The 11,825-nt window shown below is 73.3% G+C and carries 9 protein-coding genes; 4 read left to right on the top strand and 5 right to left on the bottom strand.

Annotated elements, in window-relative coordinates:
- Window positions 1-24 precede the first annotated feature (24 nt).
- The 4 genes from O7605_RS30580 to O7605_RS30565 all read left to right on the top strand — a co-directional run bounded on the left by O7605_RS30580 (window position 25) and on the right by O7605_RS30565 (window position 4,243).
- Window positions 25-399, top strand: coding sequence for a nitroreductase family deazaflavin-dependent oxidoreductase (locus O7605_RS30580; protein ID WP_269742432.1), 375 nt, complete (start codon window positions 25-27; stop codon window positions 397-399).
- Window positions 400-415: 16 nt separating this feature from the next.
- Window positions 416-2,122, top strand: coding sequence for a bifunctional 3'-5' exonuclease/DNA polymerase (locus O7605_RS30575; protein WP_269742787.1), 1,707 nt, complete (start codon window positions 416-418; stop codon window positions 2,120-2,122).
- A gap of 203 nt (window positions 2,123-2,325) precedes the next feature.
- Entirely contained in the window at window positions 2,326-3,432 is a 1,107-nt protein-coding gene (locus O7605_RS30570; RefSeq protein ID WP_269742431.1) for a hypothetical protein, read from the top strand.
- 217 nt (window positions 3,433-3,649) lie between these two features.
- Window positions 3,650-4,243: a nucleotidyltransferase family protein gene (locus tag O7605_RS30565; protein WP_164448187.1), complete on the top strand. Its 594-nt coding sequence runs from the start codon at window positions 3,650-3,652 to the stop codon at window positions 4,241-4,243.
- A 54-nt stretch (window positions 4,244-4,297) separates the two neighbouring features.
- On the opposite strand, the gene O7605_RS30560 is transcribed toward O7605_RS30565, so the two are convergent.
- The 5 genes from O7605_RS30560 to O7605_RS30540 all read right to left on the bottom strand — a co-directional run bounded on the left by O7605_RS30560 (window position 4,298) and on the right by O7605_RS30540 (window position 11,793).
- Entirely contained in the window at window positions 4,298-5,209 is a 912-nt protein-coding gene (locus tag O7605_RS30560; protein ID WP_269742786.1) for an amidohydrolase family protein, read from the bottom strand.
- 20 nt (window positions 5,210-5,229) lie between these two features.
- Window positions 5,230-6,039, bottom strand: a complete 810-nt coding sequence (locus O7605_RS30555; RefSeq protein WP_269742430.1) for a metal-dependent hydrolase — start codon at window positions 6,037-6,039, stop codon at window positions 5,230-5,232.
- Between the two features lie 304 nt (window positions 6,040-6,343).
- Window positions 6,344-8,260, bottom strand: a complete 1,917-nt coding sequence (locus O7605_RS30550; protein WP_269742429.1) for a serine/threonine-protein kinase — start codon at window positions 8,258-8,260, stop codon at window positions 6,344-6,346.
- A gap of 132 nt (window positions 8,261-8,392) precedes the next feature.
- A complete protein-coding gene (locus O7605_RS30545; protein WP_269742428.1) occupies window positions 8,393-9,721 on the bottom strand; it encodes a glycosyltransferase family 4 protein in 1,329 nt (442 codons plus the stop codon).
- A 140-nt stretch (window positions 9,722-9,861) separates the two neighbouring features.
- Window positions 9,862-11,793, bottom strand: coding sequence for an amylo-alpha-1,6-glucosidase (locus tag O7605_RS30540; RefSeq protein ID WP_269742427.1), 1,932 nt, complete (start codon window positions 11,791-11,793; stop codon window positions 9,862-9,864).
- Window positions 11,794-11,825 lie beyond the last annotated feature (32 nt).

Below are 11,825 nucleotides of genomic sequence, written 5' to 3'. Positions count from 1 at the left end.
CGCACGAGGAACGAGGAGGTTCGCATGCCGTTACCGCGCTGGCTCGCCCGGTTCAACAAGCGGGTCGTCAACCCGCGGGAGATCCGTCGGGGGGTTCGACCGGTCCTGACCCACGTCGGCAGGTCGTCCGGCAGGACGTACCAGACTCCGCTCGACGCCCATCCGCTGCCCGACGGATACCTCTTCGTGCCCCTGTACGGGCCGCGTACCGACTGGGTGCGAAACGTCCTGGCGGCGGGCACGGCGCGGCTGTCCGTCGGCGGCGAGCGGCTGCAGTTGGATGGTCCCCGTTTGGTGCGCAAGCAGGAGGTGTGGTCGCTGCTCCCGGCGGGCACCAAGGCGCCACCGGGGATCTCCGACGAATCCGAACTGCTACGGATGAACCTGCGTCGAGACTGACGAGCAGGGCTCCGGTCTGTCGCACGGTCCGGGCAGAATCACGTTCGTGCTGGTGGCGGTGGTCTCTGACGAGCGGGGTGGGGGAGTGTTGCACCCCCTCGACCCGACCGGTGCGCCGCTGGGCGCGCCCGAACCGGTCGTCGACCTGGCCGCCGCGGTGGCCGCCCGCGAGCGCACCGATCGGCCGCGCTGGGTCTGGGCGTCCGGGGCCACGCTCTACCCGACGTTGCTCCGCGCCGGGGTCGCGGTGCGGCGGTGTCACGACGTGGAGCTGACCGAGGCGCTGCTGCTCGGGTACGCCGGCCGGTGGGGTGAGCCCCGCGCGCTGGCGGCGGCCTGGGCGCGGCTGACCGGTGCGCCGGTGCCGGCCGATCCGCCGCCGCGCGCCGCCACCCCGCCCGGCGCGGGTCAGGCCGCGCTCTTCGACGCCGTCCCGGGGCCGCCGGGGCCCGGCATCACCGCGTTGACCCGGGTGTACGCCGACCAGCTCGCCCGGGTCGCGGCGACCGGCGACCCGGGGCGGTTCCGGCTGCTGGTGGCGGCCGAGTCGGCTGGTGCGCTGATCGCGGCGGAGATGGGCACGGCCGGGCTGCCCTGGCGGGCCGATGTGCACGACGCGGTGCTCGCCGAGTTGCTGGGCGAGCCCTCTCCGGTGGGTGGGCCGCCGCGCCGGCTGGCGGAGCTGGCCGCGCGGATCGCCGACGCGTTCGGGGTCCGGCAGGTGCACGCGGACAGTCCGGCCGAGCTGCTGAAGGCGTTCGCGCGGGTCGGCGTGGAGCTGCCGAACACCCGAGCCTGGGTGCTGCGCGGGGTCGACCATCCGGCGGTGCCGCTGGTCCTGGAGTACAAGGAGCTGTACCGGATCTGGACGGCACACGGCCGGGCGTGGCGGGACGCCTGGGTCCGCGACGGGCGGTTCCGGCCGGAGTACGTTCCGGGTGGGGTGGTGTCCGGGCGGTGGGCCACCCGGGGTGGCGGCGCGTTGCAGATCCCGAAGGTGATCCGCCGGGCGGTGGTGGCCGACCCGGGCTGGCGGCTCGTGGTGGCCGACGCCGGGCAACTGGAGCCACGGGTGCTGGCGGCCGTCTCCGGTGACGTTCGGCTCGCCGCCGCCGGGGCGACCGGTGACCTCTACGCCGCGCTGGCCCGGGACGCGTTCGACGGCGACCGGGCCCGGGCCAAGCTGGCGCTGCTCGGCGCCATGTACGGGCAGACCGGCGGGGCGGCGGTGCCGGCCCTGGCGGTGCTGCGACACAGCTATCCGACCGCGTTCGACTACGTCGAGGCGGCGGCGCGGACCGGGGAGGCGGGCGGGTTGGTGCGCTCCTGGCTGGGGCGGACCTGTCCGCCGGGCACGGGGGGATTCGGCGCCGACGACGCCCCGGCGGACCCGGACGATGCCGGTGACGTCCAGTCGCCGCGAGCCCGGGCGGCCCGGTCCCGGGGCCGGTTCACCCGCAACTTCGTCATCCAGGCGACCGCGGCCGAGTGGGCCTCCACCCTGCTCGCGGTGCTTCGCAGCGAGTTGGCCGGCAGCCCGGCCGAGCTGGTCTTCTTCCAACACGACGAGGTGATCGTGCACTGCCCGGCGGAGCAGGCCGAGCAGGTCGCCGAGGCGGTCGACCGGGCCGGTCGGCGCGCCACCACGCTGCTGTTCGGGGACACGCCGGTCCGCTTTCCGGTGGATCTGTCCATAGTGGAGTGTTACGCCGACGCGGCGTGATCGCCCTCGACGAACCGCCGACCGCGTACGCCGGCAACCAGATGTTCACCTCGTTTTCGTGGTCCGTGCATCGTCGAACAACCCGGAATTCGCCCGCCTCAAAAGGCGTCGCCCGCTGTTTTGGCGTACGCCCGCGGTATGTCACCCTGGCTCCGCAAACGTGACCACGTCGGTCGACGTGATGTCGATTCCAGGGAGGCGGCATGGCCAGGCGCGTCTATCTGCACATCGGTGCGCCGAAAACGGGAAGCACCTATGTGCAGAACGTGCTCTGGAACAACAGTGCCGCCCTGGCCGACGCCGGCATTCTGCTGCCGGCCAGTGCGGCGGCGCACGACCACGCGATGGCCGATCTGCGCGTGGCGCCCTGGCGGGACAGCGACGCCTACTGGACGTGGGACCGGCTGGCCGAGAAGGTGCGCGACTGGTCCGGTGACGCGATCATCAGCAACGAGGGGCTGGGCGCGGCGACCGATGCCCAGGCCGCCCGGGCGGTGCAGAGCCTGGAGGCCGCCGAGGTCCACGTCATCGCGGCCGGCCGTGACCTGTGGCGGACGTTCCCGTCCTTCTGGCAGCAGAGCATCCGGGCGCGCAGCGGCTGGCGGTTCGGGGCCTTCCTGCGCGCCGTCGAGGAGGGCAGGGCCGACACCTTCTGGCACAACCACACCGCACCGGGCATGCTGCGCCGCTGGGGCGACCTGGTCCCCCCACAGCACCGGTATCTGGTGACGGTTCCGCCGCCCGGCGCACCGAGGGACCTGCTGTGGCAGCGGTTCGCCGGCATCCTGGGTATCCCGGACGGGCTGTGTGAACTGGCCGAACCCATCTCGAACCCGTCGCTCGGCGCGGCCGAGATCGAACTGCTCCGCCGGGTCAACCTGGCGTTGGGCGACAGGTATCCGCTGCGGACGCCGTACCAGAAGGTGGTCCATCGGCACCTGGTCGACGCGGTGCTCAAGCAGCGCGAGGGGACGCCGTTCGGCGTCGGTCTGGACCGGGCCGACTGGGTGCGGGAGCTGGCCGAGCAGCAGATCAAGGAGCTTCAGGACTATCCGTGTCGAATCGTCGGTGACCTCGACGAACTGCGGCCGACCGTGATGCGGGAGAGCATCAGCCCCGACGATCTGGACGAGAACCAGCTACTCCAGGTCGCCGTCGAGACGATCGTCGGCATGCTGGACAACGCCGACATCCTCAGCCAGCAGCTGGACGCACCATCCGACAAGGTGAACGTCCTCTCCCGGCTGCGGACCCGCGCGGCCGGCGGTGTCAAGCGCCGGCTGCGGCTGGCCACCCGTCGCGAGCCATAGCCCGGCCTGAACGCACTGGTGGCCGGGCCGCTGCCGCTCGTACCCGAGAACTGTCCATGCAGTCCGGATAGATACCCAATTTACACCAAATGCCCCGCCACTCTCCTCCGACCGCTGTCGTTGCAAACGGTGTGCGTAGGACGGGAGGGTCGGGGCCGTGCGCGGCTCCGACCGCTTCCACGCTGGAGGGAGCGCAGCTCTGAACCGGATCGCAGGAATGATCATCGCTGCGGGGGGTGGCCGTCGGATCGGCGGGCCGGAGGCCCTGCTGCACCAGGGCGGCAAGCCGCTGGTCGACCAGATGATCGACACGCTGACGGAGGCGGGCTGCGGGCAGATCGTGGTCGTCCTCGGTGCCGCGGCCGACCAGGTCCGCGAGACCGCCGACCTGAGTCGCGCCACGGTGGTGGTCAACCGCGCCTGGGGCACCGGCGTCGGTTCGTCCATCCGGGCCGGTCTGGCCGGCATCGACGACGACCGGGTCGAGGCGGCGGTGGTGGTGCCGGTGGACATGCCGGGGCTCACGGCCGCGGCGGTCCGTCGGGTGGCCGCGCTGCCCTTCCCCGACGTGCTGGTCTGTGCCACCTACAACGGCCTACGCGGCTACCCGATGCTGTTCGGCCGCCGGCACTGGCCCGGCATCGCCACCCTGGCCAGCGCCGATGTCGGCGCCCGCCCGTACCTGTTGGCGCACAAGGACCAGATCGTCGACATCGCCTGCGACGCGGTCGCCGACGGCAGCCGCGTCGACACCCCAGAACTGATGGCCCTGTACGGCCTGACCGTCCCCGAACAACGCGTCGGCGTCTGACCCACCCCCCGTCCAGCCCTGTTGATCATGAGGTTGGCGGCACAGTCGATCTGATCAACGGGAAGGTGGGTGGGTGGGGGTGGGCAGGTGGAACAGGGTGGCGGCGGCCTGCCAGCAGACCATCCGCAGCCAGTCGTCGCCCAGGTCGAGTCGGGCCAGACCGGTCAACTGGTCGGCGTACGGGTAGGGGATGTTCGGGAAGTCGCTGCCCAGCAGCACCTTGCCGGCCAGCCCCAGCTCGCGCAGTCGGGGCAGTTCGTCGGCGGGGAAAGGCACGAACCGGTCGAAGAATGGCGTGAAGGCCATCGTGGTGTCCAGGCGTACCCGCTCGTGCCGCTCGGCGAGATCCAGGAAGGCGGGATAGTCCGGAGCACCCAGGTGGGCGACGATCGCGGGCAGCCGTGGGTGCCGGGCGAGCAGTGCGGCGAACGGCTCCGGCCCGGTGTGCGCGGTGCCCACCGGGGCGTGCCCGGCGTGCACGACCACCGGCACGCCGGCCTCGGTGAGCAGGTCCCACACCGGCGCCAACGCCGGGTCGGTGGGCGCGAAACCGCCGACCTGGACGTGCACCTTGAACACCCGGGCGCCGGCGTCGATCGCCTCGGCGACGTAGCGCGGCGCCGTCGGCTCGGGGAAGAAGGTGGCCGACGGCAGGCATCCGGGGGTGTCGCGGGCGAAGTCAAGCGTCCACCGGTTCAGCTGCTCGGCCATGCCGGGCCGATGGGCGTACGCGAGCGCGCTGAACGCCCGTACCCCCAGCCGACGGAGGTGGTCGACCCGTTCGGCGTCGCTCCACCGGTACCGGATCGGCCACTCCAGCCCCACCAGCGGGCCGGCCGAGTCGAAGTACTCCCACACCCGGCGGCGCAGCCTCGGCGGCAGGAAGTGCACGTGCACGTCGACCAGGCCGGGCAGGCCGAGCCGCTGCCAGAACCGTGGCACCACCTCGTCGGCGGCCACGACCACCGGGTCGACGGCTTCGACGCTCACAGGTCGAGATTGAACTTCTGCAGCACCGAGGGAGCGACCAGCCCGACCGCGGCCAGCACCGACACGACGGTCAGCGCGGTGCGGACCACGACGATCTCGGTCTTGCCGCCGGCCCGCAGCGCGATGCTGTCGGGCAGGCTGATCGGTGTCCACATCCGGCGTTTGATCGGAATCGGCCACAGGATCGGTACGCCGGCCCGGGTGATCATGTCACCGATGATATGCACGAAACAGCCCACGCCGACGGCCAGCCCGATCATCGGATAACCCCGGTCGCCGGGCAGGTTCGCCGCGGTGAACGTGGCAGCGCCGGCCGAGACCAGGGTGACGATGACCCAGCCCGCGCGCTCGGCCCACTCGTCGAACAGGCCGCGCAGGGCGAGACCGATCATGAAGAACAGGATGCCGATGACCGCCCACTTGCCGTACCGGGCGCACAGCGTGGTGGTGCCCCAACCCACCAGCACCGTGAACGGGATGGTGTGGGTGAGCGTCCGGTGACCGTTGCTGCGCTTGGGGTCGCGGCTGAGCTTGGTGGCGTAGTAGACGCCCAGCGAGACCTTCTCCACCACCTCGGCGACGAACAGCGAGAAGACGCCGAACGTACGGGCCACGGTGGCGCCACCCTGGTTGCGGGTGACCTTGCCGGACAGATCGAGATCGGGCAGCAGCGCCCCACCGGCGCAGACGGCGGTGCCGACGGCCAACGCCAACGGCGACTGCTCGTAGTCGTAGAAGTGCTGTAGCGCCCAGGACCCGCTCAGCCATACCGCCGCGCCAGACAGCGCGTGCGACGGTCCCATCATCTCGGCTCGCCCTCCCCAGGGATCTTGAGCGCCAAAACTACGCCACTGTAGTTCGCGGCGGCGCCGCAGGGGGACCGTCTTTTTCGTCCACTTCGGACAGTTGTCGGAGTTGGTCCGTGGACCGCGCCGACCACCAGGGAGTATGGCAGCGCGTAGCGGTCGGTCGGCACGATCTGTCGGCCATGGGACGGCGGTGGCTGTGTTGCCGCCGGTCGGTGCGTTCACCACGGAAGACGCGGAGGGCAACCGCTGGACCGTCAGCGGCGTCGTGGCGCTCACCGGCTGACGCCGGGTGCCGCCGGTTCTACCGTCCGGCTCGGAAGCCGAGCCGGACGGTGGCCAGTTGGCTCGCCGCGGTCGTCCAGTCCCGCTCGTGCGTGATCCAGCCCAACGTCCAGGAGCGGCCCCGCGCCGGACCGTCCGGCACGATCTGCGTGGCGCGCAGCCGGTCACCGTGCGGTGTCAGCCAACTGAACTCCCACTCGATCGCGTCGCCGACCCGACCGAGCCGGAACTCCTGGTAGCCCGGCAGGGTGCCGCCGGCCAACTCCCGATCCCGCACCGCCCGCAGTCGGGCCGTCGGCTCGGTGGTGGCGTCCGCGCTGTCCGCCACGGTGAACGCGCGACCGGTGGCCGGATCCTGGAAGCAGGCGACGTCGTCCTCGCGGGAGTGCCGCCAGTCGGCCGGCAACGCCACCCGGAAGCCGCCGGCGTCGGCATGCCACACCCACCCGGCGGGCGGCCGGAACCTGTCGCCGGCCCGAGGTGGGGCGGAGCGTAGCGAGGCACCGTCCACCCATGGCCGGACGCAGGGCAGCGGCGGAGGGACGAAGCCGCCGGGTGGCGGGGGCGGGCGTCGCCCGTCGCGCGGGAACGGGTTGTCGGGCCCGGGCGCGCCCACGTCGTACGGCTGAGGGCTGCCCGGCTCCGAGGACTGGTCCGCGCCCGTGCCGACCACCGTGAGGGCGGTGCCGATCCCGGCCGCCATGGCGACCAGCACCGCGACCGCCGCCAGGGCCCAGGGCCGGGCCACGGCATCCCGGCGTGGCCCGGCGTCCGGCGTGCCCGTCGAGGTGCCGGCGGACGACGTGGGCGACGGGGAGTCGCCGATCCGCTCCGGGCCGTGCCCGCTGGTCTGGTCCGGCTCGTCCCGGTGACTCCGGTCCGCGTCGTGCCGGTGGGCCCGGTCCGGCGCTTCCGGGTGGGTCTGGTCCGGATCGTGCCGGGTCTGGTTCCGGTGCCCGACCGGCGGCCGGGCCGCCTCGTCGGCGGTCGGCTGCCCGGCCGGCTCACGACGGGGCGAGGCGGCTGCCGTCGCCGGAGCGGTTGCGGCCCCGAGCGACGCGGCGGTGCCGGCGGGCGACGAGCCGGCCGTGGGCAGCGAAGTGGTCTGCTCACCCGGCCGGGCGGGCTCGTCGGCGGGCCCGGCCGCGGCCAGCAGCCGGCGGCGCGTCTCGGCGTGGTCGGTGCGGTGCGCGGGGTCGCGACGCAGCAGCCCGGCCAGCGCCGCCGACAGCGGCCCGGCGTGCGGCGCCGGGTCCGGTGGCGCGGCGGCCAGCGCGCTCAGCGTCGCCATGGCGGTGCTGCGGGCGTACGGGGCGCGGCCCTCGACCGCGGCGTGCAGCGTGGCGCCGAGCGACCAGAGGTCGGCCTGCTCGCTGGACACCCCCTCGGCGGCCCGTTCCGGCGCGACGTACTGCGGCGAGCCCAGGATGGTGCCGGGCCCGGTCATCGTCTGATCGCCGCCGTCGAACACGGCCAGCCCGAAGTCGGTGAGCAGCACCCGGCCGTCGTCGGCGACGAGGACGTTCGCCGGCTTGACGTCGCGGTGCAGCACCCCGGCGTCGTGCGCCGCCCGCAGTGCGTCCAGCAGGGCCAGACCGATCCGAGCGGCCCGCCGCGGCGGCAGCGGCCCGTCGGCGTCGAGGAGGTCCTGGAGGGTGCGCGAGGGCACGTACTCCATCACGATCCACGGCACGTCGGCCTCGGAGACCACGTCGTAGACGCGGACCACGTTGGGGTGGTTGAGCCGCGCCGCGGTGCGCGCCTCACGCAGGGTACGGGCCCGCAACTGGTCCAGCTCGTCCCCACCGAGCCAGGCCGGCAGCACCACCTGCTTGATCGCCACCTGGCGGTGCAGCAGCTCGTCCTCGGCCCGCCAGACCGTCCCCATCCCGCCGCGCCCGACCTGATCGAGCAACCGGTACCGGCCGGCGATCACCGCTCGCACATCGCTCCCATCCGCCGCGTCCGGCGTACACCCCCAGGGTCTGGTCGACGTCTTCGGTCGAACCGTGGACGTCGACACAGACCCTAGCCAGCGGATCGGGATTCACCTATCCGGCCGGTCCATTCAGGAGGCGGCCCCGCCCACCGCGAGGAGGTTGCCGTCCGGGATGGCGATGGTCTGCCGGCGCGTGGGCAGCTCGGCGGTGCACCGGAGCTGTGGCGCGACGTGCTCGCGGCGGGCCGCGGCGTACGTCTCGGCGGTGCGGGCGGCGATGGTGGCCCAGCCGTACCGTCGGCCGACCATGCTGCGTGCCTGCCGGGCGACCCGGCGGGCGAAGACTTCGTCACCGAGCAGTTGCCCGACGGCACCGGCCAGCGCCGACGGGTCGCTGTGCGGGAAGGTGACGCCGGTGACACCCGGCTCGACGATCTCGGCCAGCCCGCCGGTGCGGGCCACGGCGAGCGGAGCTCCGGCCGCCGCCGCCTCCAGCGCCACCATGCCGAAGGGTTCGTAGAGGCTGGGCACCACCGTCGCGTCGGTGGCGCCGAGCACCGCCGGCAGTTGGGTGTTGTCGAGGAAACCGGTGAAGCGGACGGTGCCGCCGAGCCCGAGCTGACGGGTCCGGTCCTCCAACTCGCCCCGGTAGGGCCCGTCTCCGGCGATCAGCACCCGCAGGCCGGGATGCCGCGCGCGCAGCTTCGGCACCGCGTCGACCAGGTGCTGTACGCCCTTCTCATAGACCAGCCGGCCGGCGTACCCGACCAGCGGACCGTCACCGGCGAAGCGGGCGCGGGCCGAGGCGACCGCGCGGGGCCGGGCCCGCCAGGCCCGGTCGTCGACGCCGTTGGGCACCACGTCGACCCGGTGCCCGGGAGTGTCGAACAGCGTGGTGACCTGATCGCGCATGTAGCCGGAGCAGGCGATGACGCGGTTCGAGGCGGTGCTCAGCCAGTGTTCGACGCCGTGGATGGTGCGGTTCATCTCGTCGGGGAGCCAGCCCTGGTGTCGGCCGGCTTCGGTGGCGTGGATGGTGGTGACGAGGGGGAGGTGGAGGTGGTCGCGCAGGGTGATGGCGGTGTGGGCGACGAGCCAGTCGTGGGCGTGGATGACGTCGTAGGTGGCGGTGGTGGCGGCGTGCAGGGCGGCGCGGGTGAGGGTGTGATTGAAGGCCATGGTCCAGGCCAGTAGTGATCCGGTGGCGAGGGGGAAGGTGACGGGGTCTTCGGCGGCGCGGATGACGTGGACGCCGTCGACGTATTCCTCCAGGGGTGCGCCGTCGGTGTGGCGGGTGACGACGGTGACGTGGTGACCGGCGGCGGCCAGGGCCACCGACAGGGCGTGCACGTGTCGGCCGAGCCCGCCGACAAGCACGGGTGGGTACTCCCACGACAGCATCAGCACCCGCTGCGAGCGTGCGGGGTTGATGTCGATCACGTCGGCGTTCGGTGACATACGCGCCCCCTTTGAGTTGTCTCCGCGCACCCCTGGGAAGCCCCCTGACGGGTGGCGTTCGCGTTGCGGCCGGATCGGGACCAATCCTGGTCGTAGCTGGCTAACCAGCGGAGACGTAACCGTTGCGGGGGTGTAAAGCGCTACCGGCGGACGCGCAGCAGCTCCGCGACCGACCACGCCTGGAAGGGGCACCCGGTGGCGGTGTGCGGGGCCGTGCCGTCGGCGGTCTCGCTGACCGAGCCGAGGCCGTACTCGCTCAGGTGCGCCTCCAGACCGGTGAACAGGTCGTCGACCGGCAGCCCGGCCCGCCGGACGGCGTCGGCGTACGGGCCGATCAGCCACGGCCAGACCGTGCCCTGGTGGTACGCGGTGTCCCGCTCGGCCGGGCCGCCCCGGTGCCGGCCGAGGAAGCCGGGACAGTCCGGGGACAGGCTGCGCGGGCCGAGCGGGGTGAGCAGGCCCGCCCCGAGGTGCCCCAACGCCTCGACGTCCGGCTCCATCGGCGCGAACGGCAGCGACCAGGCCAGCAGCTGATTGGGACGCAGCAGGTCGTCGTCGTGGTGGGCGGCACCACCGAGCGGGTACGCCGGTGCGGGCGCGTCGACCACGTCGTGCAGCCAGCCGGCCGGGGTGGGGAAGCGGTCCCGGAACGCCTTGACCGCCCGATCGTGCAGCCGGTGCAGTCCGTCGGCGTCCTGTCCGGCGAGTTCGGCCAGTTCGGCGATCCCGGCCACCCCGTTGATCCACAGGGCGTTGACCTCGACCGGCTTGCCGTGTCGCGGAGTGACCGGCACTCCGTACACCCGGGCGTCCATCCAGGTCAGCGCGGCCCCGGGGGCGCCGCAGGTGAGCAGTCCGTCGGCCGGGTCGACGGCGATGCCGTACCGGGTGCCGGCCACGTGCGCGTCGACCACCGCGCGCAGCGCCGGCAGCAGTTCGTCACCGAGGTCGGTGTCGCCGGTGACGGTGACGTGCCGGCTGACCGCGTGCAGGAACCACAACGTGCCGTCGACGGTGTTGTACTCGACCCGCCCGGTGTCGGCGGTGTTGGCGAGCATCCCCTCCGACAGCGTCGCCGCGTACGAGCGCAACAGTTCGCGGCCGAGGTCGGCCCGACCGGTACGCAGGAACAACCCCTCGTACGAGATCATCGTGTCCCGGGACCAGGCGCCGAACCACGGGTAGCCGGCCACCACGTCCGGCCCGGTGGCGGTCCGCACCACGAACGCGTCGGCGGCGAGCGCCAGGGTCGCCCCGACCGCGTCGGCCGGCCTGGCCGCCGCGACCACCTGCCGGTTGCGGTGCCGCGCCGCCGCCACCACCTGCGGGCCGGGCGGCGGTTCCTGCTCCAGGTCCGTGGCCCAGGCCAGCACCGACAGCGTGTCCCCGGGGCGGTGCAGGGTGTCGCGGAACTGGCCCGCGTACCACAGGTCCTCGTCCGGGTGCAGGCCCCGGGCCGCCTCCTCGCGGTGGTACACGCCCCGCCACCAGTGGCCCTGCGGCGACCAGCCGGGCCCGGACAGCCGGTACGCCCCCTCGATCACCGCGCCACCGTCGACCGGATCCATCCGCAGGGGTGGCCCGTCGCCGCGTCGCTCGCCGTGCGCGTCCCGCCAGGTGCCGGCGGCGGCCAGCTCCAGCTCGACCGGAGGGCCGCTGACCAGCCGATGCACCACCGCGACACAGGAACGGCCGGGCAGCATGGCCAGCTCCCGCTCGATCACCACGTCGCCGACCCGCCACCGCCAGCGCGGCAGACCGTCGGCCAGGTCGAAGCGTTCCAGCAGCTCGAAGCCGCGCGGATCCACGTCACCGGAGACCCACTCGTGCGCGCCGAGGCGCACCCGGGCGCCGGAGGGCAGCAGCACCGCCGGATCGAGGCTCGCCAGTCCCACCCTGCGGGAGGCCGGCGTCGCGCCCGGGACCACCAGCAGCCCGTGGTAGCGGCGGGTGCGCAACCCACCCACGGTGCCCATCGCGAATCCGCCCAGGCCGTCGGGGACCAGCCACTCGCGGCTGGCGGCGCTGGTCAGCTCGCCGCAGACCTGCGAACCGTAGCGAATCTCGATCAACTTTCCTCCACGGCGGCGAGGTGTAACACGAC

This window comes from Verrucosispora sp. WMMA2121, assembly GCF_027460185.1.
Lineage (GTDB): Bacteria > Actinomycetota > Actinomycetes > Mycobacteriales > Micromonosporaceae > Micromonospora > Micromonospora palythoicola.
Note: the sequence above shows the minus strand (reverse complement) of the source record. Positions and strands in the feature narration are given on the sequence as shown.

Bases quoted from the DNA above. Each gene is read 5' to 3' on its own strand.
- O7605_RS30580 (WP_269742432.1), top strand. From the start codon at position 25: ATGCCGTTACCGCGCTGGCTCGCCCGGTTCAACAAGCGGGTCGTCAAC.
- O7605_RS30570 (WP_269742431.1), top strand. From the start codon at position 2,326: ATGGCCAGGCGCGTCTATCTGCACATCGGTGCGCCGAAAACGGGAAGC.
- O7605_RS30565 (WP_164448187.1), top strand. From the start codon at position 3,650: ATGATCATCGCTGCGGGGGGTGGCCGTCGGATCGGCGGGCCGGAGGCC.
- O7605_RS30555 (WP_269742430.1), bottom strand. From the start codon at position 6,039: ATGATGGGACCGTCGCACGCGCTGTCTGGCGCGGCGGTATGGCTGAGC.
- O7605_RS30545 (WP_269742428.1), bottom strand. From the start codon at position 9,721: ATGTCACCGAACGCCGACGTGATCGACATCAACCCCGCACGCTCGCAG.